This window comes from Streptomyces sp. NPDC042100, assembly GCF_055582325.1.
Window position 1 is genome coordinate 243,495 of record NZ_JBVJDK010000011.1, and the last position, 25,021, is coordinate 268,515.

24 protein-coding genes and 2 tRNA genes are annotated in these 25,021 nt (G+C 70.7%); 17 read left to right on the forward strand and 9 right to left on the reverse strand.

The genetic code is table 11. The features are described 5' to 3' along the window. Positions 1-38: 38 nt before the first annotated feature. From ACZ6J5_RS25300 to rpmH, 5 genes are read right to left on the reverse strand one after another with little or no spacing between them, the layout of a single operon-like run. Positions 39-548, reverse strand: a complete 510-nt coding sequence (locus ACZ6J5_RS25300; RefSeq protein WP_362468007.1) for a Jag family protein — start codon at positions 546-548, stop codon at positions 39-41. 29 nt (positions 549-577) lie between these two features. Then, complete coding sequence (gene yidC / locus ACZ6J5_RS25305; protein WP_469395122.1) at positions 578-1,918, reverse strand: membrane protein insertase YidC; 1,341 nt, start codon at positions 1,916-1,918, stop codon at positions 578-580. Between the two features lie 3 nt (positions 1,919-1,921). Beyond that, positions 1,922-2,248 carry a membrane protein insertion efficiency factor YidD gene (yidD, locus tag ACZ6J5_RS25310; RefSeq protein WP_362468011.1) on the reverse strand — a complete coding sequence of 109 codons (327 nt, stop codon included), beginning with the start codon at positions 2,246-2,248 and terminating at the stop codon, positions 1,922-1,924. Next, positions 2,245-2,616 carry a ribonuclease P protein component gene (gene rnpA, locus ACZ6J5_RS25315; protein WP_362468012.1) on the reverse strand — a complete coding sequence of 124 codons (372 nt, stop codon included), beginning with the start codon at positions 2,614-2,616 and terminating at the stop codon, positions 2,245-2,247. Before rnpA ends, yidD begins: the two co-directional genes overlap by 4 nt. Before the next feature lie 21 nt (positions 2,617-2,637). Beyond that, complete coding sequence (rpmH, locus tag ACZ6J5_RS25320) at positions 2,638-2,775, reverse strand: 50S ribosomal protein L34 (protein WP_046908686.1); 138 nt, start codon at positions 2,773-2,775, stop codon at positions 2,638-2,640. Between the two features lie 386 nt (positions 2,776-3,161). Between rpmH and dnaA the strand changes: the two genes are divergently transcribed. The 10 genes from dnaA (at position 3,162) to ACZ6J5_RS25370 (ending at position 15,933) form a co-directional block, all read left to right on the forward strand. Continuing rightward, positions 3,162-5,021, forward strand: coding sequence for a chromosomal replication initiator protein DnaA (gene dnaA / locus ACZ6J5_RS25325; RefSeq protein ID WP_469395125.1), 1,860 nt, complete (start codon positions 3,162-3,164; stop codon positions 5,019-5,021). A 998-nt stretch (positions 5,022-6,019) separates the two neighbouring features. Continuing rightward, positions 6,020-7,150 carry a DNA polymerase III subunit beta gene (gene dnaN / locus ACZ6J5_RS25330; protein WP_469395127.1) on the forward strand — a complete coding sequence of 377 codons (1,131 nt, stop codon included), beginning with the start codon at positions 6,020-6,022 and terminating at the stop codon, positions 7,148-7,150. Between the two features lie 76 nt (positions 7,151-7,226). Continuing rightward, positions 7,227-8,108 (forward strand): phosphogluconate dehydrogenase (NAD(+)-dependent, decarboxylating), encoded by an 882-nt coding sequence (gene gnd, locus ACZ6J5_RS25335; RefSeq protein WP_469395237.1) that lies wholly within the window; start codon positions 7,227-7,229, stop codon positions 8,106-8,108. A 59-nt stretch (positions 8,109-8,167) separates the two neighbouring features. After that, entirely contained in the window at positions 8,168-9,289 is a 1,122-nt protein-coding gene (gene recF / locus ACZ6J5_RS25340) for a DNA replication/repair protein RecF (RefSeq protein ID WP_469395129.1), read from the forward strand. Positions 9,290-9,294: 5 nt separating this feature from the next. Beyond that, positions 9,295-9,873 (forward strand): DciA family protein, encoded by a 579-nt coding sequence (locus ACZ6J5_RS25345; RefSeq protein WP_469395131.1) that lies wholly within the window; start codon positions 9,295-9,297, stop codon positions 9,871-9,873. A 243-nt stretch (positions 9,874-10,116) separates the two neighbouring features. Beyond that, the gene (gene gyrB, locus ACZ6J5_RS25350) at positions 10,117-12,147 is read left to right on the forward strand and encodes a DNA topoisomerase (ATP-hydrolyzing) subunit B (protein ID WP_469395133.1); all 2,031 of its coding nucleotides are present in this window, start codon (positions 10,117-10,119) and stop codon (positions 12,145-12,147) included. A gap of 41 nt (positions 12,148-12,188) precedes the next feature. Continuing rightward, complete coding sequence (gyrA, locus tag ACZ6J5_RS25355) at positions 12,189-14,780, forward strand: DNA gyrase subunit A (protein WP_469395135.1); 2,592 nt, start codon at positions 12,189-12,191, stop codon at positions 14,778-14,780. Between the two features lie 123 nt (positions 14,781-14,903). Continuing rightward, positions 14,904-15,470: a DUF3566 domain-containing protein gene (locus ACZ6J5_RS25360; RefSeq protein WP_469395137.1), complete on the forward strand. Its 567-nt coding sequence runs from the start codon at positions 14,904-14,906 to the stop codon at positions 15,468-15,470. 109 nt (positions 15,471-15,579) lie between these two features. Beyond that, positions 15,580-15,653 (forward strand) — tRNA-Ile (locus ACZ6J5_RS25365). Between the two features lie 145 nt (positions 15,654-15,798). After that, positions 15,799-15,933: a DLW-39 family protein gene (locus ACZ6J5_RS25370; RefSeq protein ID WP_003958712.1), complete on the forward strand. Its 135-nt coding sequence runs from the start codon at positions 15,799-15,801 to the stop codon at positions 15,931-15,933. Between the two features lie 171 nt (positions 15,934-16,104). Here ACZ6J5_RS25370 and ACZ6J5_RS25375 read toward each other — a convergent pair whose 3' ends face one another. Then, positions 16,105-17,355, reverse strand: a complete 1,251-nt coding sequence (locus ACZ6J5_RS25375) for a serine/threonine-protein kinase (RefSeq protein WP_469395139.1) — start codon at positions 17,353-17,355, stop codon at positions 16,105-16,107. A 46-nt stretch (positions 17,356-17,401) separates the two neighbouring features. Further along, on the reverse strand, positions 17,402-17,950 hold the full coding sequence (locus ACZ6J5_RS25380; RefSeq protein WP_469395141.1) for a helix-turn-helix domain-containing protein: 549 nt from the start codon (positions 17,948-17,950) through the stop codon (positions 17,402-17,404). Positions 17,951-18,079: 129 nt separating this feature from the next. Here ACZ6J5_RS25380 and ACZ6J5_RS25385 point away from each other — a divergent pair. The 3 genes from ACZ6J5_RS25385 to ACZ6J5_RS25395 all read left to right on the forward strand — a co-directional run bounded on the left by ACZ6J5_RS25385 (position 18,080) and on the right by ACZ6J5_RS25395 (position 20,210). Further along, positions 18,080-18,152 (forward strand) — tRNA-Ala (locus ACZ6J5_RS25385). Positions 18,153-18,358: 206 nt separating this feature from the next. Next, entirely contained in the window at positions 18,359-19,627 is a 1,269-nt protein-coding gene (locus tag ACZ6J5_RS25390; protein WP_469395142.1) for an MFS transporter, read from the forward strand. Positions 19,628-19,781: 154 nt separating this feature from the next. Further along, a complete protein-coding gene (locus ACZ6J5_RS25395) occupies positions 19,782-20,210 on the forward strand; it encodes a DUF6344 domain-containing protein (RefSeq protein WP_469395144.1) in 429 nt (142 codons plus the stop codon). Positions 20,211-20,277: 67 nt separating this feature from the next. On the opposite strand, the gene ACZ6J5_RS25400 is transcribed toward ACZ6J5_RS25395, so the two are convergent. Continuing rightward, positions 20,278-20,970 (reverse strand): DUF5324 family protein, encoded by a 693-nt coding sequence (locus ACZ6J5_RS25400; RefSeq protein WP_469395146.1) that lies wholly within the window; start codon positions 20,968-20,970, stop codon positions 20,278-20,280. 160 nt (positions 20,971-21,130) lie between these two features. Between ACZ6J5_RS25400 and ACZ6J5_RS25405 the strand changes: the two genes are divergently transcribed. Both ACZ6J5_RS25405 and ACZ6J5_RS25410 read left to right on the forward strand, forming a co-directional pair. Then, complete coding sequence (locus ACZ6J5_RS25405; protein WP_469395239.1) at positions 21,131-21,658, forward strand: peptidylprolyl isomerase; 528 nt, start codon at positions 21,131-21,133, stop codon at positions 21,656-21,658. Between the two features lie 210 nt (positions 21,659-21,868). Continuing rightward, complete coding sequence (locus tag ACZ6J5_RS25410; RefSeq protein WP_469395148.1) at positions 21,869-22,735, forward strand: rhomboid family intramembrane serine protease; 867 nt, start codon at positions 21,869-21,871, stop codon at positions 22,733-22,735. 304 nt (positions 22,736-23,039) lie between these two features. Here ACZ6J5_RS25410 and crgA read toward each other — a convergent pair whose 3' ends face one another. Then, positions 23,040-23,297 (reverse strand): cell division protein CrgA, encoded by a 258-nt coding sequence (gene crgA, locus ACZ6J5_RS25415; RefSeq protein WP_382539123.1) that lies wholly within the window; start codon positions 23,295-23,297, stop codon positions 23,040-23,042. A gap of 140 nt (positions 23,298-23,437) precedes the next feature. On the opposite strand from crgA, the gene ACZ6J5_RS25420 reads away from it, so the two are divergent. Together ACZ6J5_RS25420 and ACZ6J5_RS25425 are read left to right on the forward strand one after the other, a co-directional pair. Next, positions 23,438-24,205 carry a DUF881 domain-containing protein gene (locus ACZ6J5_RS25420; RefSeq protein ID WP_469395150.1) on the forward strand — a complete coding sequence of 256 codons (768 nt, stop codon included), beginning with the start codon at positions 23,438-23,440 and terminating at the stop codon, positions 24,203-24,205. Between the two features lie 34 nt (positions 24,206-24,239). Then, positions 24,240-24,992 (forward strand): class E sortase, encoded by a 753-nt coding sequence (locus ACZ6J5_RS25425; protein ID WP_469395152.1) that lies wholly within the window; start codon positions 24,240-24,242, stop codon positions 24,990-24,992. Positions 24,993-25,021: the final 29 nt, after the last annotated feature.

Genomic DNA, 25,021 nt, shown 5'->3' on the forward strand with positions numbered 1-25,021 from the left:
CGCCTGCAGAACAGACGGGGCCGACACTACGGGTGGGTTCAGGCAGGGAGCACGACGACGAAGCGCTGCGGCTCCTCGCCCTCGGACTCGCTGCGCAGACCGGCGGCGGCGACCGCGTCGTGCACGACCTTGCGCTCGAACGGCGTCATCGGGTCCAGCTTGACCGGCTGACCGCTGGACTTGACCTCGTCCGCGGCCTTGGCGCCGATCTGGGCGAGCTCGGAGCGCTTCTGGGCCCGGAAGCCGGCGATGTCGAGCATCAGGCGGCTACGGTCGCCGGTCTCCCGGTGCACGGCCAGCCGGGTGAGCTCCTGAAGGGCCTCCAGCACCTCGCCGTCACGGCCGACCAGCTTCTGCAGGTCACGGCTGCTCGAGTCGCTGACGATCGAGACCGAGGCCCGGTCCGCCTCGACGTCCATGTCGATGTCGCCGTCGAGATCGGCGATGTCGAGCAGGCCCTCGAGGTAGTCGGCCGCGATCTCACCCTCCTGCTCCAGGCGGGTCAGGGTGTCGCCACCCTCGGCGGCGGAGGTGGTGCCTTCCGTCACGGATGGACTCCTTCTTGCTTCGTGGAGGCTTACTTCTTGGAGGAGGGGTGCTTCGGGCGCTGCTGGCCCTTGCGCTGGCGGGAGCCACCGGAGTTGGCCCGCTGGCGCGTCGGCTTGTCGCCCGCCGCGTCCTGGGTCCCGGCCTTGCTGCGCTTCGCCTCGGACTGCGGCTTCTTCTCCAGCGAGGGAGCGGTCGCCTTGTCGTCGGAGGAGTCGGTGGTGTCGGCGCTGTCCTCGGTGGACCCGTCGGACTCGGCCGCGTCCTCTGCGTCCTTCGCGGCGGCCTGCTGGGCGCCACCGGACTGGCGCTGGGCCTTGCTCTGGCGCTTGGGCTGCTGGCGCTTGGCGGTGGCGCCGCCCTCCGCCTCGGCGAGCGCGGTGTCGCTCTTGATCACGGTGCCGTCGGCCTGGGGCGCGAAGCCGGCCTTGGCCAGGCCCGTGAAGAAGCGGCGCTCGTTCTCGTTGCGGTCGCTGCCCTTGGCCACGATGGCCTTGACGATGTTCTTCCGCCGGCGGCCGCGGACCTCACCGTGGTGGGTGACGCCCTTGAGCAGGCGCTGGAGGTAGGAGTCCTGGGCCTTGCTGCCCGGCGTCGGGTTCTGGTTGATCACGTACATCTGCTGGCCCATGGTCCACACGTTGGTGGTCAGCCAGTAGACGAGGACACCGACGGGGAAGTTGATGCCCATGACGGCGAAGATCAACGGGAAGATGTACATGAGCATCTTCTGCTGCTGCATGTACGGGGTCTTCACCGAGAGGTCGACGTTCTTCATCATCAGCTGGCGCTGGGTGAAGAACTGCGAGGCCGACATCAGGATGATCATGACCGCGGTGACGATGCGGACATCGGTCAGCGAGGCGTTGAGGGCGGCGACCTTCTCGGCGCTGTCCGTGAACTTGGCGGCCAGCGGGGCGCCGAAGATGTGGGCCTGACGGGCGCTCTCCAGCAGCGGCTGGTCGATGACGCCGATCGTCTTGCCCGAGGCGATCGCGGACAGCACGTGGTACAGCGCGAAGAAGAACGGGGACTGCGCCAGGATGGGAAGGCACGAGGAGAGCGGGTTGGTGCCCGTCTCCTTGTACAGCTTCATCATCTCTTCGGACTGACGCTGCTTGTCGCTCTTGTAGCGCTCCTGGATCGCCTTCATCTTCGGCTGGAGCGCCTGCATGTTCCGCGTCGACTTGATCTGCTTCACGAAGAGCGGGATCAGGCAGATACGGATCAGCACCACGAGGGACACGATGGACAGACCCCAGGCCCAGCCCGTGTCAGGGCCGAAGATCGCCCCGTACATCTTGTGGAACTGGACGATCACCCATGAGACAGGTGTGGTGATGAAGCTGAACAGACTGGCAATCGTGTCCACTAATCAGGCTCCTTGAGCATTGGGCGAGGTCTCTCCGACCGGGCTCGTCTCGGCGGAGAACCCGCCCTTGTCTCCGCGCAGGGCGGCGCGCAGCATCTCGTGCCAGCGCGGGCGCTTGCGCAGGGGAACATGGTCCACGCCGCCGGGCGTCCACGGATTGCACCGCAGGATGCGCCAGGCGGTCAGGGCTGTGCCCTTGATCGCGCCATGCCGGTCGATCGCCGTGAATCCGTAGCGGGAACACGACGGGTAGTACCGGCAGACGGGGCCCAGGAGCGGGCTGATCGTCCACTGGTACAGCTTGATGAGGGCCAGCAGCGGGTACTTCATCGCGTGCCCCCTCCCAGCAGCCGCTGAAGGGCGGCGTCCAGGTCTCGGGCCAGCTGTGCATGATCGGCGTCGCCGGCTCCGGGCAACGCCCGTACCACCACCAGGCTACCGGGGGGCAGCTCGGTGAGCCGTTCACGCACGAGGTGGCGTAGACGGCGCTTCACCTGATTGCGGACGACCGCTCCACCAACGGCTTTGCTCACGACGAAACCCGCACGCGTCGGGGGAGCGCTCTCCCCAGGCGCGTGCGGGTCCGTTTCACCGCTGCGTAGATGGACGACGAGGCACGGGCGGCCAGCCCGGCGGCCTCGGCGAACCGCGGTCGCGAAGTCCTCGCGCCGCCTCAGCCGATTCTCGGTAGGCAGCACGTCATGACCTGTTTAGACAGATCAGGCGGACAGCTCAGCGCGACCCTTGGCACGGCGGTTCGCCAGGATGGCGCGGCCGGCACGGGTGCGCATACGCAGGCGGAAGCCGTGGGTCTTCGCGCGACGACGGTTGTTCGGCTGGAAGGTGCGCTTGCTCACTCGGGGGCTCCAGAAGTAATTCGTTGGTGGCGGGACATCGCCTGGCTGTCACCGTGCGCCCACGAGAAGCTGAGCTCGCAATACGCTCGAGTGCACCGCTTCGCGATCACATAAAGTGACCTTCGCCCATCGGTAGGCAGGCGGCAGCAGCCATCGACAACTCGACCTGGTTACGGTACGCGCGGCTACGCCATCCGGTCAAACCGGCCGGTCACCGGGGTTCATTGTGCACAGGCTGTGGACAACAACTTGAACCACGTCAGCCGCCCCGACTACCGTGGCTGAACTCCGCAATCTTTTCCGTTCTGTCCTTACCTGTCCTTCAGGACTTCGACCAACCGTCCCGAGAACCACACATTCGTGGGACCTGCGAGGAAGCGTGCCCCGTGGCTGACGTACCTGCCGATCTTGCCGCAGTGTGGCCGCGCGTGCTGGAACAGCTTCTCGGGGAGGGCCAGCAGGGCGTCGAGGGCAAGGACAAGCAGTGGATCGAGCGCTGCCAGCCGCTCGCGCTGGTGGCCGACACCGCCCTGCTCGCGGTCCCCAACGAGTACGGCAAGCAGGTCCTCGAAGGACGGCTCGCCCCGCTGATCAGCGAGGCGCTCAGCAACGCCTGCGGCCGCCCGATCCGGATCGCGATCACCGTCGACGACTCGGTCGGCGAGCCGACCCCGCCCGCGCCGCCCGCCCGGCAGGCGCCGCAGCCCCCGCAGCCGCAGCGCTACGACGAGCGCCCGGCCGAGCCGTACGGCACGTACGAGAAGTACGAGAAGTACGACGAGTACGGGCGCCCGCTGCCGGACGACGGTCTGCCGACCGCCCGGCCCGCCTACCCCGAGTACCAGCAGCAGCGTCCGGAACCCGGCTCCTGGCCGCGCGCCCAGGAGGACCTGTCCTGGCAGCAGCAGCGGCTCGGCGGCTTCCAGGAGCGCGAGCAGGCCGCGGAGCAGTGGCGCGAGCCGTACCAGCCCCGGCCCCAGCCGCCGCAGTCGCGGTACGACGAGCGGCCCCCGGCGTACGAGCGGCAGCAGCGCCCCGACCGCGGCGAGCTGCCCGAGCCGGGGCGTCCGGGCGGCGGCCCCGGTCCGCGTCCCGGCGGTCCCGTCCCGGGTCCGATGGGCACCGGTCCGACCGGCGGCGGCCCCGGCATGGGCGGCCACACCGGCGGCCACACCGGCGGGCAGGGCGGCGGTCCCGGCGCGCCGGGCGAGCAGCACGCGCGGCTGAACCCCAAGTACCTCTTCGACACCTTCGTCATCGGTTCCTCGAACCGCTTCGCGCACGCCGCCGCGGTCGCGGTGGCCGAAGCGCCGGCGAAGGCGTACAACCCGCTCTTCATCTACGGGGAGTCGGGGCTCGGCAAGACCCACCTGCTGCACGCGATCGGGCACTACGCCCGCAGCCTCTACCCGGGCACCCGGGTGCGGTACGTGAGCTCGGAGGAGTTCACCAACGAGTTCATCAACTCGATCCGCGACGGCAAGGGCGACGCCTTCCGCAAGCGCTACCGCGACGTGGACATCCTGCTGGTCGACGACATCCAGTTCCTCGCGAGCAAGGAGTCGACGCAGGAGGAGTTCTTCCACACCTTCAACACGCTCCACAACGCGAACAAGCAGATCGTGCTCTCCTCGGACCGGCCGCCCAAGCAGCTGGTGACCCTGGAGGACCGGCTGCGCAACCGCTTCGAGTGGGGTCTGACCACCGATGTGCAGCCGCCGGAGCTGGAGACGCGGATCGCGATCCTGCGCAAGAAGGCGGTCCAGGAGCAGCTGAACGCGCCGCCGGAGGTGCTGGAGTTCATCGCCTCCCGGATCTCGCGGAACATCCGCGAGCTGGAGGGCGCGCTGATCCGGGTGACGGCCTTCGCGAGCCTGAACCGGCAGCCGGTCGACCTGGGGCTGACCGAGATCGTCCTCAAGGACCTGATCCCGGGCGGCGAGGACTCGGCGCCGGAGATCACGGCCGGCGCGATCATGGCGGCGACGGCGGACTACTTCGGGCTGACGGTGGAGGACCTGTGCGGCTCCTCGCGCAGCCGGGTGCTGGTCACGGCGCGGCAGATCGCGATGTACCTGTGCCGGGAGCTCACGGACCTCTCGCTGCCGAAGATCGGCGCGCAGTTCGGCGGCCGTGACCACACGACGGTCATGCACGCCGACCGCAAGATCCGCGCGCTGATGGCCGAGCGGCGGTCCATCTACAACCAGGTCACCGAGCTGACCAACCGCATCAAGAACGGCTGAGACCGGCCTCCAAGGGCGCCCCGGGACACCTCCCGGGGCGCCCTTCGGCGTTCCCGGGGAGCTCGGACGGGGCTCCTGTGGGGGCTCGGACGGAGTGCCGACGGGCTCGGGCGGGGCTCCTGTGGGGCTCCTGGGGGGGCTCGGGTGAGGCTGGGCCGGGCGGGTCCGGATGAGGGTCCTACGGGGGCTCGGACAGGGGCTCGGACAGGCTCCCGATGGGCACGGACGGGCTCCTGACGGGCACGGACGAGCTCGGCGCACACCTGTGTACGAGGCCCCGCTGTTCGATTACTCCGTTCCGGTGGCAGGTTCTCCACAGATTGGGGGATGATCTTCCGTCCACAGGGTGGGGACTGCGAAGTTATCCGGAAAGCATCCACAGGCAGACCGGCTGACAGATCATCACCCCAGGTCAAGGCCCTGTGGAATTGTTGGCAAACGATCTCCACAGGCTGTGGATGAAAAATCTGTCCACAGGCGGCCCGCGCGGTTGTCCACCGGCCGTCCCCAGGGCCGGGACGGTTGCCCACAGCTTCTCCACACCGCTGTCCACTGTTCGGCAACGCGACACCCCCTCTCACCGCACCGAGTGAAAGCGGTCACACCAAGGGAGACGTTTGGGCTGTGGGGAACCTGGGGAAAGCTGGGGACAGCACTGGGGAGAACTCCCCCTGCCCTGTGAATCGGGTGTGCAGAACTTTCGCGTGTCCACAGAACGGGCCGGTTGTCCACGGGGTTCACCCACAGGACCGGTGGACAAAAAAGCGGCGCTGACCTGCGCGAACAGCGTTATCCACGGTTTCCACAGCCCCTACTACTACTCCCACAGAGAGTTAGCTAGGAATCCGTTTCGAAGCGGGGGCTGTGCACAACTCGAGCCAGGAGCCTCGGCGAGCTCTCGTCGCGACTTGACCCCGAGCCGCGCCGAGTGTCGGCGGCGTGCGTCAGACTGGTTCCGCAGTCGAAGAAGAGCCAGCAACAAGCAGGAGGCGGTTCCGGTGAAGATCCGGGTGGAGCGCGACGTACTTGCGGAGGCGGTGGCCTGGGTGGCCCGCAGCCTCCCGGCCCGTCCGCCGGCTCCTGTCCTCGCCGGCCTCCTGCTGAAGGCCGAGGACGGCGCGCTGAGCTTCTCCAGCTTCGACTACGAGGTCTCGGCCCGGGTCTCCGTCGACGCGGAGGTCGAGGAGGACGGCACCGTCCTGGTCTCCGGCCGCCTGCTCGCCGACATCTGCCGCGCCCTCCCCAACCGTCCGGTGGAGATCTCCACAGACGGTGTACGGGCGACCGTCGTCTGCGGCTCCTCCCGCTTCACCCTCCACACCCTCCCGGTGGAGGAGTACCCGGCGCTGCCGGAGATGCCCACCGCCACCGGCACCGTCCCCGGCGAGGTCTTCGCCTCCGCCGCCGCCCAGGTGGCCATCGCCGCCGGCCGCGACGACACGCTGCCCGTGCTCACCGGTGTGCGGATCGAGATCGAGGGCGACACCGTCACCCTCGCCTCCACCGACCGCTACCGCTTCGCCGTGCGCGAGTTCCTATGGAAGCCGGAGTCCCCGGACGCCTCCGCGGTCGCCCTGGTGCCCGCCAAGACGCTCCTGGACACCGCCAAGGCGCTCACCAGCGGTGACACGGTCACCCTGGCGCTCTCCGGCTCCGGCAAGGGCGAGGGCCTCATCGGCTTCGAGGGCGCCGGCCGCCGCACCACCACCCGGCTGCTCGAAGGCGACCTGCCGAAGTACCGGACGCTCTTCCCCACCGAGTTCAACTCGGTCGCGGTGATCGAGACCGCCCCCTTCGTCGAGGCCGTCAAGCGCGTCGCCCTGGTGGCCGAGCGCAACACCCCGGTCCGGCTCAGCTTCGAGCAGGGCGTCCTCATCCTGGAGGCCGGCTCCAGCGACGACGCACAGGCTGTGGAGCGCGTCGACGCCCAGCTGGACGGCGACGACATCTCGATCGCCTTCAACCCGACCTTCCTGCTGGACGGCCTGAGCGCGATCGACTCCTCGGTCGCCCAGCTCTCGTTCACGACCTCCACGAAGCCCGCGCTGCTGAGCGGCAGGCCCGCGCTCGACGCGGAGGCGGACGAGACCTACAAGTACCTGATCATGCCGGTACGCCTGAGCGGCTGACCCCACAGGTGTGCACCCGCGTCCGGGCGTAGGCTCGGACGCGGGTACGAACCGCACACGACGCTTAAGGAATCATCTGATGGAGCTCGGTCTCGTCGGTCTCGGCAAGATGGGCGGCAACATGCGCGAGCGCATCCGCCGCGCAGGCCACACCGTCATCGGATACGACCGCAACCCGGACCTCGCCGATGTCCCCAGCCTCCCGGAGCTTGTGGACGCGCTCCAGGCCCCGCGCGTCGTGTGGGTGATGGTCCCGGCCGGTGCCGCGACGCAGTCCACCATCGACGAGCTCGCCGAGCTGCTCTCCCCCGGCGACCTCGTCGTGGACGGCGGCAACTCCCGCTGGACCGAAGACGAGAAGCACGCCGAGGAGCTGGCGGCCAAGGGCATCGGCTTCGTCGACTGCGGCGTCTCCGGCGGCGTCTGGGGCCTGGAGAACGGCTACGCGCTGATGTACGGCGGCGACGCCGAGCACGTGGCCCGCGTCCAGCCGGTCTTCGACGCGCTCAAGCCCGAGGGCGAGTTCGGCTCCGTGCACGCCGGCAAGGTCGGCGCCGGCCACTTCGCGAAGATGGTCCACAACGGCATCGAGTACGCCATGATGCAGGCCTACGCCGAGGGCTGGGAGCTCCTGGAGAAGGTCGACTCCGTCACCGACGTGCGCGAGGTCTTCCGCTCCTGGCAGGAGGGCACGGTCATCCGTTCCTGGCTGCTGGACCTCGCGGTCAACGCCCTCGACGAGGACGAGCACCTGGACAAGCTGCGCGGCTACGCCTCGGACTCCGGCGAGGGCCGGTGGACGGTCGAGGCCGCCATCGACAACGCCGTCCCGCTGCCGGCGATCACCGCCTCGCTCTTCGCGCGGTTCGCCTCCCGCCAGGACGACTCCCCGCAGATGAAGATGATCGCCGCGCTGCGCAACCAGTTCGGCGGCCACGCGGTCGAGACGAAGAAGTAATCCACAGGCTGTGCACCCCGCGGTGCACAGCCGCCGGGGGAAGAAGGTCGGCGCCCATCATGCACGTCACGCATCTCTCGCTGGCCGACTTCCGCTCGTACGCCCGGGTCGAGGTCCCGCTCGACCCGGGCGTCACCGCGTTCGTGGGGGCGAACGGGCAGGGCAAGACCAACCTGGTCGAGGCGGTCGGCTACCTCGCCACCCTCGGCAGCCACCGCGTCGCCTCCGACGCCCCCCTCGTGCGGATGGGCGCCGAGCGGGCCGTCATCCGCGCCGCCGTCACCCAGGGCGAGCGCTCCCAGCTGGTCGAGCTCGAACTCAACCCGGGCCGCGCCAACCGGGCCCGTGTCAACAGGTCCTCGCAGGTCAGGCCCCGTGACGTGCTGGGGATCGTGCGGACCGTGCTGTTCGCGCCCGAGGACCTCGCGCTGATCAAGGGCGACCCCGGCGAGCGCCGGCGCTTCCTCGACGAGCTGATCACGGCGCGCGCGCCGCGCATGGCGGGCGTGCGCTCCGACTACGAGCGGGTGCTCAAACAGCGCAACACCCTCCTCAAGTCCGCCGCCATGGCCCGGCGGCACGGCGGGCGCTCCATGGACCTGTCCACGCTCGACGTCTGGGACCAGCACCTGGCCCGCGCGGGCGCCGAACTGCTCGCCCAGCGCCTCGACCTCATCGGGGTGCTGAGCCCGCTCGCCAACAAGGCGTACGAGCAGCTCGCGCCCGGCGGCGGCCCCGTACAGCTGGAGTACAAGCCCTCCGCGCCCGGCTCCGGGCACAGCCGCGAGGAGCTGTACGAGCAGCTGATCGCCGCCCTCGCCGAGGTGCGCAAGCAGGAGATCGAGCGCGGGGTCACGCTGGTCGGCCCGCACCGCGACGAGCTCCTGCTCAAGCTGGGCGACCTGCCGGCCAAGGGGTACGCGAGCCACGGCGAGTCCTGGTCGTACGCGCTGGCGCTGCGGCTCGCCTCGTACGACCTGCTGCGCGCCGAGGGCAACGAGCCGGTGCTCGTCCTCGACGACGTCTTCGCCGAGCTGGACGCGCGCCGGCGCGAACGGCTCGCGGAGCTGGTGGCGCCCGGCGAGCAGGTGCTGGTGACGGCCGCCGTGGACGACGACGTGCCGGGCGTGCTCGCGGGGACGCGGTACGCGGTGTCCGGCGGGAACGTGGAACGGGTGTGAGTCCCATGGCCGCTGCCGACGGCGAATCCCCTGCCCGGCCGGGATCTCCCCAGCCTGTGGACGGGCCGGCCGCGCCCGAGCCCTCCGGCGTGGACCTCGCGCGGGTCGCGCTGCGCGCCGCCAAGGAGCAGGCGCGCGCGCGGGGCGCGGCGGCGCAGCAGAAGAAGCAGGCGCGGCGCGGCGGCGGACTGCGCTCCGGCGCGCGCGCGGACGGGCGCGACCCCATGGCGCTGGGCGCCGCGATCAACCGGCTGATCACCGAGCGCGGCTGGGAGACGCCGGCCGCGGTCGGCGGGGTGATGGGCCGCTGGCCGCAGATCGTGGGCGCGGACCTGGCCAAGCACTGCGTCCCGCTGAAGTACGACGAGGACCCGGAGGTGCGGGTGCTCACGGTGCAGTGCGACTCCACGGCCTGGGCGACCCAGCTCCGGCTGCTCGCGCCCTCGCTGGTGGCGCGGCTCAACGAGGACCTCAGCCACGGCACCGTACGGATGATCAAGGTGCTGGGGCCGGGCGCCCCGCGCCGGGGCTACGGACCGCTGCGGGCGCCGGGCTCGACGGGGCCCGGCGACACCTACGGGTAGGCCGGCCGTCCCGATGCCCACAACGCGCTACGACCCGAAGCGCTAGGTGGCCGTCAGGGGCCTCTGGAGCCCCTCCCCGGATATGGGGAGTCGTCTCGCGCCCGTCGAGGGCGGCACATGAGCATTCAGGTACCGGCAAACCCCCATGAGTGTCAGTGGTACCGGTAGACTGGAAGACAATCCCGCCACCCTGCGGAACATGTCGAACGACGCAGCCGCTCCCGCATGCCCGGAGAACGGCCTGTGCTGTGCCAGAAAGGGCGCTTCGTGGCCGATTCCGGCAACCCCAACGAGAACAACCAGTACACCGCCAGCAACATCCAGGTACTCGAGGGTCTGGACGCGGTGCGCAAGCGCCCCGGCATGTACATCGGCTCGACCGGAGAGCGCGGCCTGCACCACATGGTGCAGGAGGTCGTGGACAACTCGGTCGACGAAGCCCTGGCCGGTCACGCGGACACCATCGACGTGACGATCCTGGCCGACGGCGGTGTGCGCGTCGTCGACAACGGCCGCGGCATCCCCGTCGGCATCGTCGAGTCCGAGGGCAAGCCTGCCGTCGAGGTCGTGCTGACCGTCCTCCACGCGGGCGGCAAGTTCGGCGGCGGCGGTTACGCGGTCTCCGGCGGTCTGCACGGCGTCGGCGTCTCCGTCGTCAACGCCCTGTCCACCAAGGTGTCGGTGGAGATCAAGACCGACGGCCACCGCTGGACCCAGGACTACAAGATGGGCGCCCCGACCGCGCCCCTCGCGCGGCACGAGGAGACCGAGGAGACCGGCACCACGGTCACCTTCTGGTCCGACCCCGAGATCTTCGAGACGGTCGAGTACTCCTTCGAGACGCTCTCCCGCCGCTTCCAGGAGATGGCCTTCCTCAACAAGGGCCTGACGATCACGCTCACCGACGAGCGCGAGTCCGCGAAGGCCACCGTGGGCGCCGACGCCCCGGACGCCGAGGCGGGCGCCGAGCCCGCCGCGCGCACCGTGAAGTACCACTACGAGGGCGGCATCGTCGACTTCGTGAAGTACCTCAACTCGCGCAAGGGCGAGCTGGTCCACCCGACCGTCATCGACGTCGAGGCCGAGGACAAGGAGCGCCTGCTCTCGGTCGAGATCGCGATGCAGTGGAACTCCTCGTACTCCGAGGGCGTGTACTCCTTCGCGAACACGATCCACACCCACGAGGGCGGCACCCACGAGGAGGGCTTCCGCGCGGCGCTGACGACGCTCGTCAACAAGTACGCGCGCGACAAGAAGCTGCTCCGCGAGAAGGACGACAACCTCACGGGCGACGACATCCGCGAGGGCCTGACCGCGATCATCTCGGTCAAGCTCGGCGAGCCGCAGTTCGAGGGCCAGACCAAGACCAAGCTCGGCAACACCGAGGCGAAGACCTTCGTCCAGAAGGTCGTCTTCGAGCACCTGACGGACTGGTTCGACCGCAACCCCATCGAGGCCGCGGACATCATCCGCAAGGGCATCCAGGCCGCCACCGCGCGCGTGGCCGCCCGCAAGGCGCGCGACCTCACCCGCCGCAAGGGCCTGCTGGAGTCCGCCTCGCTGCCGGGCAAGCTGTCCGACTGCCAGTCGAACGACCCCACCAAGTGCGAGATCTTCATCGTCGAGGGCGACTCCGCCGGCGGCTCGGCCAAGTCCGGCCGCAACCCGATGTACCAGGCCATCCTGCCGATCCGCGGCAAGATCCTGAACGTCGAGAAGGCCCGGATCGACAAGATCCTCCAGAACACCGAGGTCCAGGCGCTGATCTCCGCCTTCGGCACCGGGGTGCACGAGGACTTCGACATCGAGAAGCTCCGCTATCACAAGATCATCTTGATGGCGGACGCCGACGTCGACGGTCAGCACATCAACACCCTGCTGCTCACCTTCCTCTTCCGCTTCATGCGTCCGCTGGTCGAGGCCGGGCACGTCTACCTCTCCCGCCCGCCGCTCTACAAGATCAAGTGGGGCCGGGACGACTTCGAGTACGCCTACTCGGACCGCGAGCGCGACGCCCTGGTCGAGCTGGGCAAGCAGAACGGCAAGCGGATCAGGGAAGACTCGATCCAGCGCTTCAAGGGTCTCGGCGAGATGAACGCCGAGGAGCTGCGCGTCACCACCATGGACGTCGAGCACCGCGTGCTCGGCCAGGTCACCCTGGACGACGCCGCGCAGGCGGACGACCTGTTCTCGGTGCTGATGGGCGAGGACGTCGAGGCACGCCGCTCGTTCATCCAGCGCAACGCCAAGGACGTTCGCTTCCTCGACATCTGAGTCGGTCTCAGCTGACCGTACGAAAGGACTGACGACCAGCAATGGCCGACGAAAACACCCCGACCGGCACCACCGAAGACGAACCCGTGCTGCGGATCGAGCCCGTCGGGCTCGAGACCGAGATGCAGCGTTCGTACCTCGACTACGCGATGTCCGTCATCGTGTCCCGCGCGCTGCCCGACGTCCGGGACGGCCTCAAGCCGGTGCACCGGCGCGTGCTGTACGCGATGTACGACGGCGGCTACCGGCCCGAGAAGGGCTTCTACAAGTGCGCCCGCGTCGTCGGCGACGTCATGGGTACGTACCACCCGCACGGCGACTCCTCGATCTACGACGCGCTCGTCCGCCTCGCCCAGCCCTGGTCGATGCGGATGCCGCTGGTCGACTCGAACGGCAACTTCGGCTCCCCGGGCAACGACCCGGCGGCCGCGATGCGCTACACCGAGTGCAAGCTGATGCCGCTGGCCATGGAGATGCTCCGGGACATCGACGAGGAGACCGTCGACTTCCAGGACAACTACGACGGCCGCAACCAGGAGCCGACGGTCCTGCCGGCCCGCTTCCCGAACCTGCTGGTCAACGGCAGCGCCGGCATCGCGGTCGGCATGGCCACCAACATCCCGCCGCACAACCTGCGCGAGGTCGCGGCCGGTGCCCAGTGGGCGCTGGAGCACCCGGACGCCAGCCACGAGGAGCTCCTCGACGCGCTGATCGAGCGGATCAAGGGCCCGGACTTCCCCACCGGCGCGCTCGTCGTCGGCCGCAAGGGCATCGAGGAGGCGTACCGCACCGGACGCGGCTCCATCACGATGCGCGCGGTCGTCGAGGTCGAGGAGATCCAGAACCGCCAGTGCCTGGTGGTCACGGAGCTGCCGTACCAGACCAACCCGGACAACCTCGCGCAGAAGATCGCCGACCTGGTCAAGGACGGCAAGATCGGCGGCATCGCCGACGTCCGCGACGAGACCTCGTCCCGGACCGGTCAGCGCCTGGTGATCGTGCTCAAGCGCGACGCCGTCGCCAAGGTCGTGCTGAACAACCTGTACAAGCACACCGACCTGCAGACCAACTTCGGCGCGAACATGCTGGCGCTGGTCGACGGGGTGCCGCGCACGCTGTCGATCGACGCGTTCATCCGCCACTGGGTGCAGCACCAGATCGAGGTCATCGTCCGCCGGACGAAGTTCCGGCTGCGCAAGGCCGAGGAGCGCGCCCACATCCTGCGTGGCCTCCTCAAGGCCCTCGACGCCATCGACGAGGTCATCGCGCTGATCCGGCGCAGCGACACCGTCGAGGTCGCGCGCACGGGCCTGATGGGCCTGCTCCAGATCGACGAGATCCAGGCCAACGCGATCCTGGAGATGCAGCTCCGCCGCCTCGCCGCCCTGGAGCGCCAGAAGATCGTCGCCGAGCACGACGAGCTCCAGGCGAAGATCAACGAGTACAACGCGATCCTGGCCTCCCCGGAGCGCCAGCGCGCGATCGTCAGCGAGGAGCTCGCCGCGCTCGTCGAGCGCTTCGGCGACGACCGCCGCTCCAAGCTGGTGCCCTTCGACGGCGACATGTCCATCGAGGACCTCATCGCCGAAGAGGACATCGTCGTCACCATCACGCGCGGCGGCTACGTCAAGCGGACGAAGACCGAGGACTACCGCTCGCAGAAGCGCGGCGGCAAGGGCGTGCGCGGCACGAAGCTGAAGCAGGACGACATCGTCGACCACTTCTTCGTCTCCACCACGCACCACTGGCTGCTGTTCTTCACCAACAAGGGCCGGGTCTACCGGGCCAAGGCGTACGAGCTGCCGGACGCCGGCCGGGACGCGCGCGGCCAGCACGTGGCCAACCTGCTGGCCTTCCAGCCGGACGAGCAGATCGCGCAGATCCTGGCGGTCCGCGACTACGAGGCCGCGCCGTACCTGGTGCTCGCCACGAAGGCCGGTCTGGTCAAGAAGACGTCCCTGAAGGACTACGACTCGCCTCGCTCCGGCGGTGTCATCGCGATCAACCTGCGGGAGCGCGAGGACGGCAGCGACGACGAGCTGATCGGCGCCGAGCTGGTCTCCGCCGAGGACGATCTGCTGCTGGTCTCCCGGAAGGCCCAGTCGATCCGCTTCACCGCGACGGACGACGCGCTTCGCCCGATGGGGCGAGCGACTTCGGGTGTCAAGGGGATGAGTTTCCGCGAGGACGACGAGCTTCTCTCGATGAATGTCGTCCGGCCCGGTACGTTCGTCTTCACCGCGACCGACGGTGGCTACGCCAAGCGCACCCCGGTCGACGAGTACCGCGTCCAGGGCCGTGGCGGCCTCGGCATCAAGGCCGCCAAGATCGTGGAGGACCGCGGCTCGCTCGTGGGCGCGCTGGTGGTCGAGGAGACCGACGAGATCCTCGCCATCACGCTCTCCGGCGGTGTGATTCGCACGCGAGTCAATGAAGTCAGGGAGACCGGCCGTGACACCATGGGCGTCCAGCTGATCAACCTGGGCAAGCGCGACGCCGTCGTCGGCATCGCGCGCAACGCCGAGGCCGGCGGCGAGGACGACGACGACGTCGACGCCGAGGCGGCCGAGGGCGCCGATGCGGTCGAGGCGGTCGAGGGCACGGAGCCCGCGACCGGGGAGCACGAGGAGTAGAGCGTGAGTGGAGCCACGGGCGCCGGTTCGGCCGATGGCCGGTCCGCAGGATCGAGCGGTGCCCGTGGCTCCGCCACGGACTCCCAGGGTGGGGGGACTCCCGCCGAAGGTAGGGGGAATACGGTGACGGACACCCGGGGGCAGCGTCCCTCGTACGAGACGTATAACGGGCCGCTGCCCGGCGAGCGCGCGGGGGGCCAGGGCCAGCAGAGCGGCCCGTACCACCCGCCGCAGGCCTACGCGGCCCAGGGCGGTACGTCCGGCGGCCAGAACGCCGCCGCCGTGCGCAAGCCGCGCACGGGAGCCCGGACCACCCCGCGCACGCGCAAGGCGCGGCTGCGGGTGGCGAAGGCCGATCCGTGGTCGGTGATGAAGGTGAGCTTCCTGCTCTCCATCGCGCTGGGCATCTGCACGATCGTGGCGGCCGCGGTGCTGTGGATGGTCATGGACGCCATGGGCGTCTTCTCGACCGTCGGCGGCACCATCAGCGAGGCCACCGGCTCCAACGAGTCGAACGGCTTCGACCTGCAGTCGTTCCTGTCGCTGCCGCGGGTCCTGATGTTCACCTCGGTGATCGCCGTGATCGACGTCGTCCTGATGACGGCGCTGGCGACGCTGGGGGCCTTCATCTACAACCTGTCGGCCGGTTTCGTGGGCGGCGTGGAGCTGACGCTGGCCGAGGACGAGTAGTCCTCGGACCGTGCCCGAGGGGGCCCGCCCGGAACCGATTTTGGGACTGGCCCCCACGTGCGCTAATCTTCAGGAGTCAGCGCGCGGGACACACACCGCAAAGCGCGGCGGGGCTATAGCTCAGTTGGTTAGAGCGCATCCCTGATAAGGATGAGGCCACAGGTTCAAATCCTGTTAGCCCCACAGAAAAGATCGGCCCGGACGGTTCACCCGTCCGGGCCGATTGCTTTGCCGGACGCGTTGGCGGCCCAGGTCACTGATCGGTATCGGTCGGTGTGTAGAGTGGGCGTCAGAAGTCTCCTACGTCAACGAAAGACGAGGTCGCGCGGTGAAGAAGCTGCTCCTGGTTGCACTGGCCGCCATCGGCGGGCTCCTCGTGTACCGCCAGATCCAGGCGGATCGCGCCGAGCAGGACCTGTGGACGGAGGCGACCGACTCCGTGCCCGCAGGTTCGGGTGTGTGAGACGAGGAATCGTCCGTGTGCGAGGCCCCGGCCGCTGAGAAGCGGCCGGGGCCTCGCACTGTTCGCTGTAGTGAATAGTTGAGTTGCTGTCGCGAATCCGGTGGAGTGCGGAGCGGCACGCCACCGGCCGTCGCTGGGCCCTGTCGTCACACTCCGGCCTGCCGACAGGCCCTAGGCCCGCAGCAGCGCCCAGATCCCCACGGCGAAGCAGACCAGCGCCGCGCACAGCACGGGGACGGCCACGCGCGCGGGCGGCAGCGGGCGGCGCACGGGAGTGTCGGGGGCATCCGGGGCAGGGCCGGGAGCCGGGGCGTACGCGGGGGCGGTCACCGGCCGCGTGGGCGGCAGGGGGTGCGGCGGGGCCAGGCGGAAGCCGGTGGTGACGGGGGCGGCGGCCGGGGTGGTGACCGGGGTGACCTGAGTGCCGGTCGGGTCGGCGGGGCCGGTGGCCGCGTCCGGGGCCGCGTCCGGGACGGGATCCGGCGCCGGATCCGGTACGTCGGTGGGCTCGCCCACGGGGCCGGGGCCCGGCGGGCGGGCGGGCTCAGGACCGGTCGGGCCGAAGCCGACGGGCAGCGGGCCGAGCTGGTCGAAGACCTCGACCGGCTCCTCGGCGGACGTCGGCTCGGGCAGCAGTTCCAGCGCGGCGCCCAGCGCCTTGCGCGCGCCCGTGGCGGTCCGGAACCGGGCCTGGGGGTCGGGCTGGAGCAGCCCGGCCAGCACCTGCCACAGGGGCTCCGGGATGCCCTGGGGGGCGCCGGGGGTGCCGTGCGCCAGGAAGTACTCCACGAGGGCCGGGCCGTCCGGCTTGCGGCCCTGGAGCAGGTGGAGCGCGACCAGCCCCACGGCGAACAGGTCGGCGGGGAAGTCCGGTTCGGCGCCCTGGAGCTGCTCGGGCGCGAAGTAGCCGGGCGTGCCCATCACGTGGTCCGCCTCGGTGAGCCGGGGCTCGCCCTTGCGCATCGCGATGCCGAAGTCGGAGAGCCGCAGATGCGGCCGCCCGGTCCCGGTCGGGTCCAGCAGGACGTTGGCCGGCTTGATGTCCCGGTGCACCACCCCCTCCGCGTGCACCGCGGCCAGACCGGCCAGCAGCTGGTCCAGCAGCACACATGCGAAGCGGGGCGGCAGGGCGCCGTAGTCCCCGATCAGCCGGGCCAGCGAGCCGCCCGCCGCCAGGTCCATCGTGAAGAGGACCTGGTCGTCGTCGGCGGCCCAGCTGGCCGGGGCCAGGACGTGCGGGTGGTCGATCCGGAGCGCCTGCTCGCGGACGAAGCGCAGGAGGGTGTGGGCGTCGCTCTGCTGGAGCACCTTGGCCGCCACGTACCGGCGCCGCCGGTGGTCCCAGGCGCGCCAGACCGCCCCCACCCCGCCCCGGCCGATCGGGTCGATCAGCTCGTACCGACCGGCGAAGACCTCACCCATCGCGCCGCGCCCGCCCCCCTGCCGACGCGGCCCCCGCCGTCCGGCGTCAGTTCTGGTGCGCCTCGTAGTGCGCGACCGCGTCCGCGGTGCGCCCGGCGCCGTACACCCGGAGGAACTCTGCCAGTTCGGGGTGGGCCGGGGCGAGGGAGTCCGCCGCGTCGATGATGTCGCCGGCCGCGGAGACCGAGCGGAGCAGGGACTGGATCTCGCGGACGACCCGGCGGACCGTGGGCGCCCCCGCGCCGGTGGTGGCCTGGCCGCTGGCGGTCAGCACGGAGCCGCCCTGGGACTTCTTGATCTCGTCCATCCGGTCGGTGGCCTCGGCGGCGCTGACGCTGCCGTCGGCGACCTGGCCGGCGAGCTCCTGGAGGGCCTGGACGCGCTGCACGACCGCGGGGTTGCCGATCTTGGCCCGCTGGCCGCTCATCAGCTGGGAGAGCATGGGTGCCGACAGTCCGAGCACGGCCGCCAGCCTGGCCTGGTTCAGCCCGAGATCGTCGATCAGCCGACGGAAGAGCGCCCCCAGCGGCTCCCCGTACCAACTGCGCTGAAGCTCCCGGGCTCTGGCCGTGGCTTCCTGCTGCGCTGTATCCATCACTTCTCCCCATCCCTGCGGTTCGCCACTGCGAACCTCGATCAGCATCTTACGGAGAGTGGTCGCCGTCGGGGAGTCCCCATCTTTTTGCGGGATACGGCCTCCGACCCGGTACTCTGGTGTCGTTCCGGGGCCTTAGCTCAGTTGGTAGAGCGCTGTCTTTGCATGGCAGATGTCAGGGGTTCGACTCCCCTAGGCTCCACGCGTGCACCCCTTCCAGGATGTGGAAACACAGCCCGGGAGGGGTTTTTCGTCGTTCCGGCCGCTCCCGGTCCCTCCCGGCTGATTCCCGGTCGATTCCCGGTCAATTCCCTTGTCCCGCGCGGGTGTCGGGCTCCCGAGTGGCCCACCTGACGTGCCCCGAAGTGGACCAGAGGCCGTGGGCCACCCCCCACTATCGTCGTGTCCATGCCGAAGATCGCCGGGAACCCCGCCCGCACCCACCGGGTGCTGCTCCTCGCCCAGCTCAGCAACTCCGTCGGGGACGGGGCCTTCTACGTGACCTCGGCGCTCTACTTCTCCCTCGTCGTCGGGCTCTCCGCCGCCCAGATCGGCGCCGGGCTCGCCCTCGCCTGGGGCGTCGGGTCGATCGCCGGGGTCCCGCTCGGCGGGCTCGCCGACCGGCGGGGGCCACGCGGCACCTCCGTGGTGCTCGCCCTGGCCACCGCGGGGGCCGTCGCCTCCTTCCTGTTCATCCGCTCCTTCCCGCTCTTCCTGCTCGCCGCCGCCGCGTACGCCACCGCGCAGAGCGGGCTCGCCGCCTCCCGGCAGGCCCTGCTCGCCGGGCTCGTCGAACCGGCCGCCCGGGTCGGGATGCTGGCGAAGGTCCAGGCCACGCTCAACGCCGGGCTCGCCGTCGGCGCCGCGCTCGGCGGGCTCGCCCTGCACGCCGGCACCCGGGACGCCTACCTCGCCGTCTTCGCCCTCGACGCGCTCGGCTTCCTCGGCTGCGCCCTCCTCCTGCGCCTCCTCCCGGCGCTCGCCGGGAGCGGGGCGGCGGGCTCCGGCGGGGCACGCCTGGAGGTGCTGCGGGACCGCCCGTACGCCCTGCTCACGCTGCTGAACGCGGTGCTGCTGCTCCGGCTGCCGCTGCTCAGCCTGGCGTTGCCGCTCTGGATCACGCAGCGCACGACGGCGCCCGGCTGGACGGTGTCGGCGCTCTTCGTCCTCAACACGGGGGCGGTGATGCTCTTCCAGGTGCGGGCCGCCCGCTCGGTGACCGGGCTGCCCGAGGCGGTGCGCGCGGTCGGGCGCTCCGGCCTGGTGATGCTCGCCTCGTGCGCGGTGTTCGCGGTGACCGCCGCCGGCTTCGGGCCCTGGCCGACGGCCGCCGTGCTGGTGCTGGGCGCCGTCCTCCAGGTGAGTGCCGAGATGCGCCACTCCGCCGGGTCGTGGCAGATCGGCCTCGGCCTCGCGCCGGCCGGCCGGGTCGGGCAGTACCAGGGCTTCTACGGCTCCGGCGTGCCGGTCGCCCGGACCCTCGGGCCGCTGCTCGTCACCACGCTGCTGATCGGCGGGGGAGCGGCCGGCTGGCTGGTGCTGGGCGGGATCTTCCTGGTCACGGGCCTGGTGACGGGGCCCGCGGTGCGCTGGGCGGAGCGCTCCCGGGCGGCGGCCGGGGCGGGCGCGGGACCCGGTGCGGCCCCGGCCCCGGGGGATCCGGTCGGCGCCCGCTGAGCCGGACGGGTGGTGTTCATCGGAAGAACTGCGCGGACGCGGCGTCGCTCCGGGATATCCCGGAGCCCTTCCTCATCATGAGGAAGGTACGAAAAGCGCGCAATCCGAAATGAACCATCCGAGAACGCCCGTAGCATCACGAAAGTGAGGGGTCATGGCCACCGCCAAGGTCAAGCAGTTCTGGACCGCCTTCATCTCCGTCCTCTTCGCCCTGCTCGCCTCCCTCGGCCTGGCCACCCCGGCCGCCGCCGCCCCGCAGCCCGCGCTCCAGCAGGGCGAGGAGCCGGCCGTCGCCGGCGGCACCGGGACCGCCGCCGCGCGTCCCGCCGCCTCCGTACCCGCGCAGCGGAGCCATCAGTGGCGTACGGCGCGGGGCAGCGCGCTGCCGCCGACCATCAAGCAGCGCATCGGCGCCGAGGCGCACGGTTCCTCCCCCGCCGTCCGTCACCTGCGGGCCGCCGCCGCCCAGGCCGGCACCGACGCGGCCGACCCGGCCGACGAGCTCGCCGGCGCGGCGCTGTCGGCGCCGTCCGCGCCGTCCGTGCGGGCCGCTCGCGCCACCCGGGTCGCGCAGGCCGCGTAGGGCGCGGCGGGATCCTCCGCGCGCGCCCTCGCGTCCGACCGTGCTCCGCACGGTGAACGGCCGGCGATCAGCGACGCTCCTCGTCGCGGCCCGCGGCCTCCGCGTCGGCCTCCTTGGCCGCCACCTCGGGATCGAGTGACGCACCGCCGTCGTCGACGGACGACAGCCCGGTCTCCTCGTCCACCTCGGTGGGAGCCGGCGGCTCGACCAGCCAGTCGGGATTGGCCTGCTTGTCCCACCACCTCCAGGCGCAGAACGCGCCGACCGTCAGCACGCCGAGGACCAGCACCCCCTTGGCGAGGCGTCCGGCCCTGGCCCGACGCTCGTGCTGCCGCACGATCTTCTGGATGTCCCCCGGCGTCACCTGACCGCGCAGCGCGGCCCAGGCGGCAGTCGAACGCGACCCGGCCTCGTCGAGGACCGGAGTGGTCGCGGCGACCGCGTGCTCGACACGCGGCACGGTGTAGTCGGTCGCCTGACGGGCGGCCTTGCGGGTCACGGCCGCGGCGCGATGCGCGGCCTCGTCGACCCGCGGCGGCACATGCGGCGCGAGATGGCAGTCGTACTGCCGACGCGCCTGAGCGCGCGCCTGCGACGCGGCCTTCGAGACCTTCGGGCCCAGCCGGTCGCGTGCCTCCCGCCCATACAGCACGGCCTGGTCTCTGGCCGATTCCGCGTACGGCGCCACCACTTCCGCGGCGTGCAGGACGCTCTCCTTCGCCGAATCTGTCGCGGCGCGCACGCTGTCCATGCGGGTCACAGGATTCCTCCTCCTCGGTGGCGATGTCGGTTTTTCACCTTTCCATCCTTTTCGAAATCATGCCTGTCCGACCGTGCTCCGGCATGTGGGGCGGGCATCCGGGGCATGGGAGGATCGGAGCGCGGGCGCAGCCGCGCCGGCGCGAGGTGGAGGAAGGCGGATCGTGCCCCAGCAGTACGCGACTCTGAAGACCAGCCAGGGCGACATCGAGATTCGGCTGCTGCCGTTCCACGCTCCGAAGACGGTCAGGAACTTCGTCGAGCTGGCCACCGGTGAGCGCGAGTGGACGCACCCGGCGACCGGTGAGGTCACCACGGCGCCGCTCTACGACGGCACGGTCTTCCACCGCGTGATCAAGGGCTTCATGATCCAGGGCGGCGACCCGCTGGGGAACGGCACGGGCGGTCCGGGCTACGAGTTCGCCGACGAGTTCCACCCCGAGCTCTTCTTCGACAAGCCCTACCTGCTCGCCATGGCCAACGCCGGTCCGGGCACCAACGGCTCGCAGTTCTTCATCACGGTCGGCGCGACGACCTGGCTGAACCGCAAGCACACGATCTTCGGCGAGGTCGTGGGCGCGGAGAGCAAGGCGGTCGTGGACGCGATCGCGACCGCCGAGACCAACGCGCGCACCGAGCGCCCGGTCGAGGACGTCGTCATCGAGAGCGTCGTCGTCGAGACCCGCTGACCCGTCCCGGCCGCGTCTCGTCGGCCGCGTCCCAGCGGCTGCGTTTCGTCGGCCTCGCCCTTCGGCCGCGTCTCGGCGGCCGCGTACGGGAACCCAGACGCCCCGCCCGTCCGTCAGGAGGGCGGGGCGTCGTCGTCGGCCCCCGCCCGTCCCGCCCCACCATCACGGCACCACCGCCGCACCACCCACTCGTCCCCGGGAGGACGCCTCATGGACCCGCAGTCCGGTCTGCCGCGCTGCTACCGCCACCCGGACACCGAGACCGGGATCCGCTGCACGCGCTGCGAGAAGCCGATCTGTCCGCAGTGCATGGTCTCCGCCTCCGTCGGCTTCCAGTGCCCCGACTGCGTGCGCACCGGCTCCGGCACCGGCCACGCGCCCGACGCCAACCGGCCCAGGACGCTCGCGGGCGGCCGGGTGCGCTCGGACGGGCGGCTGGTCACCAAGGTCCTGATCGCGGTCAACCTGGCCCTGTTCATCCTGGTCCAGGTGCTCGGCGACCGGTTCACGGACCGGCTGGTGATGATCGGGCACGCCTACAACCCGCTGCTCGGCGAGGTCGTCGGTGTCGCGGACGGCCAGTGGTACCGGCTGCTGACCTCGGCCTTCCTGCACCAGGAGATCCCGCACTTCCTCTTCAACATGATCGGCCTGTGGGTGATCGGCGGGATCGTGGAGCCGGAGCTCGGGCGGATCCGCTACGCGCTGGTCTGCCTGCTCTCGGGCCTCTCCGGCTCGGTGCTCGTCTATCTCGTGGCCGCCCCGAACCAGCCCTCGCTCGGCGCCTCCGGCATCGTCTACGGCCTGATCGGCGCCTGGGTGGTGCTCGCCCGCCGGCGGCGCTACGACATGCGCCCGGTCTTCGTCTTCGTGGCGATCTCGCTGCTGCTCACGTTCACTCGTCCGGGGATCTCCTGGGAGGCCCACATCGGCGGTCTGGTGGGCGGCGCGCTGGTGACGTACGTGATGGTGCACGCGCCCCGGGAGCGGCGGGAGCTGGTGCAGTACGGGGTCTGCGCCTTGGTGCTGCTGCTCGACCTGGGGATGGTGCTCTTCCGCACCGCGGCGCTCACCTGAGCGCGAGGGGCTCTGGACGAGCTCTGGAAGGGCTGGGGACGGGCTTCGGCGAAAGCTTTCCCCAGAGTTATCCACAGTGCGTGGCGGGGTGGCCGCCCTGGTCGGGACATGACCGCGCCCCCCGCCTCTGAGCAGGTGTTTTCTCTCAGAGGCGGGGGGCGGGGGAATCCTCGAACGGAGTTCGCGCGGTCGTACCGGCGTCAACACCGTGGGAGTTATCCACAGATCTTCGTAAGTTATCCAGTGCTGTGCACAACGCTGTGGATAACCTCAGGGCAGAGCTTGACGCGTGGCGGGCGAGCCGCTACTTCCACTGCGTCGAGACGCCGAAGCCGGCGGCGATGAAGCCGAAGCCGACCACGATGTTCCAGTTGTTGATGGACTTGAGCGGCAGCGTGCCGTCGGTGACGTAGAAGACCACGATCCACACGAGCCCGATGGCGAAGAGCGCCAGCATCACGGGCGCCACCCAGCTGCGGTTCGTCAGCTTGATGGAGGCGGCCTGCTTGGAGGCGGGCGGCGGCGTGTAGTCGGCCTTCTTGCGGATCCGTGACTTCGGCACGAGGGACTCTCCTGTCGATGCGCTGCGTGACCGCGCAGGGAACTGTGGCTGGCGCCGGGATGTGACGCAGGAGGACCGCTGCGTCCCCCGGGCGTCCGTTAGCGTAGTGGTTCCGCGGCACCGAAGGGGATCAGGGTACGTTGAGCAATTCCGCCGACACTCCCGCAGGGCCGGGCCGAACCGCGAGGTGGCGCCCCGTCCGGGTGCTCACCGCTGCCGTTTTCGCCCTCGCCGGACTGATCTTCGTCACCAGCTTCAACACCGCCAAGGGCACCAATCTGCGCACCGACGCCTCCCTCCTGCGGCTCTCGGACCTGATCGAGCAGCGCAGCCACAAGAACGCGGGCCTCGACGAGACCACCGCCGCCCTGCGCCGCCAGGTCGACGCCCTCGCCGCCCGCGACGACGGCTCCACCCGGGCGCAGGACGAGCGGCTGCGCGCCCTGGAGGCGGGCGCCGGCACCGCCGAGACCGCCGGGCCCGGCCTCACCGTCACCCTCGACGACGCCCCGCCGAACGCCCAGGCCGCCCCCGGCTACCCCGAGCCGCAGGCCAACGACCTGGTCATCCACCAGCAGGACCTCCAGGCCGTCGTCAACGCCCTGTGGCAGGGCGGCGCCAAGGGCATCAAGGTCATGGACCAGCGGCTGATCTCCACCAGCGCCGTCCGCTGCGTCGGCAACACCCTGATCCTCCAGGGCCGCGTCTACTCGCCGCCCTACAAGATCACCGCCGTCGGTGACCGGGGCACCCTGAGCAAGGCCCTCGCCGACTCGCCGGCCCTCCAGAACTACCAGCTGTACGTGAAGGCCTACGGCCTCGGCTGGAAAGTCGACGAGCACAAGGCGGTGACTCTTCCCGGCTACTCGGGCACAGTGGACCTCCACTACGCGAAGCCGGTGAGCTGACCGGTCCGCCGACCGGGAGGGGGCCGGGGTGCCCGTGACGGCGGGAACGAGGGTGCGGCCCGCGGCCGGACCGCCGCCCGGCGGACGGGCCCTGCGGCTGGCTGTACGGACCCTCAGCGAGCTCTGCGTCACCGTCGGCGCCCTGATCGTCCTCTTCGTCGTCTACGTCCTGTACTGGACCGGCGTCCAGGCCGGCAGCGCCACCGCCGGCCAGCTCGACACCCTCCAGCGCGAATGGGTCGACCGCCCGGCGGCCGCCGCACCCCCGGGGGACTCCGCCGGCGCCCCGCGCGCGGCGGCGCCCCCGAAGCCGTACACCCCGGGCAAGGGCTTCGCCGTCATGTACGTGCCCCGACTCGGCGCCGACTGGGAGTGGCCCGTCCTGGAGGGCACCGCCACCGGCGACCTCAAGAAGGGCCTCGGCCACTACACCGGCACCGCCCGCCTCGGCTCCACCGGCAACTTCGCCGTCGCCGGCCACCGGCGCACCTACGGCGACCCCTTCAAGGACTTCCCCCGGCTGCGCCGCGGCGACGCCGTCGTCCTCACCGACGGCACCACCTGGTACACCTACCGGATCGACCGCGCCCCCTACCGGACCGTCCCCACCGACGTCGGCGTCATCGACCCGGTGCCCCGCAAGTCCGGCTTCGACGGGCCCGGCCGCTACCTCACCCTCACCACCTGCGACCCCGAGTGGGGCAGCAGCCACCGCCTCGTCGTGTGGGCCCACCTGGACGCCACCCAGCCCGTCTCCGACGGTCGTCCACAGGCTTTGGACAGCTGACCCCCCAGCGCCCCCGCGCCCCGTACTCT

What these genes read in the sequence shown, in the direction of transcription:
- yidD (WP_362468011.1), bottom strand. Translation starts at nt 2,248, where the DNA reads ATGAAGTACCCGCTGCTGGCCCTCATCAAGCTGTACCAGTGGACGATC.
- recF (WP_469395129.1), top strand. Translation starts at nt 8,168, where the DNA reads ATGCACGTCACGCATCTCTCGCTGGCCGACTTCCGCTCGTACGCCCGG.
- ACZ6J5_RS25345 (WP_469395131.1), top strand. Translation starts at nt 9,295, where the DNA reads ATGGCCGCTGCCGACGGCGAATCCCCTGCCCGGCCGGGATCTCCCCAG.
- gyrA (WP_469395135.1), top strand. Translation starts at nt 12,189, where the DNA reads ATGGCCGACGAAAACACCCCGACCGGCACCACCGAAGACGAACCCGTG.
- ACZ6J5_RS25375 (WP_469395139.1), bottom strand. Translation starts at nt 17,355, where the DNA reads ATGGGTGAGGTCTTCGCCGGTCGGTACGAGCTGATCGACCCGATCGGC.
- ACZ6J5_RS25380 (WP_469395141.1), bottom strand. Translation starts at nt 17,950, where the DNA reads ATGGATACAGCGCAGCAGGAAGCCACGGCCAGAGCCCGGGAGCTTCAG.
- ACZ6J5_RS25390 (WP_469395142.1), top strand. Translation starts at nt 18,359, where the DNA reads ATGCCGAAGATCGCCGGGAACCCCGCCCGCACCCACCGGGTGCTGCTC.
- ACZ6J5_RS25395 (WP_469395144.1), top strand. Translation starts at nt 19,782, where the DNA reads ATGGCCACCGCCAAGGTCAAGCAGTTCTGGACCGCCTTCATCTCCGTC.
- ACZ6J5_RS25410 (WP_469395148.1), top strand. Translation starts at nt 21,869, where the DNA reads ATGGACCCGCAGTCCGGTCTGCCGCGCTGCTACCGCCACCCGGACACC.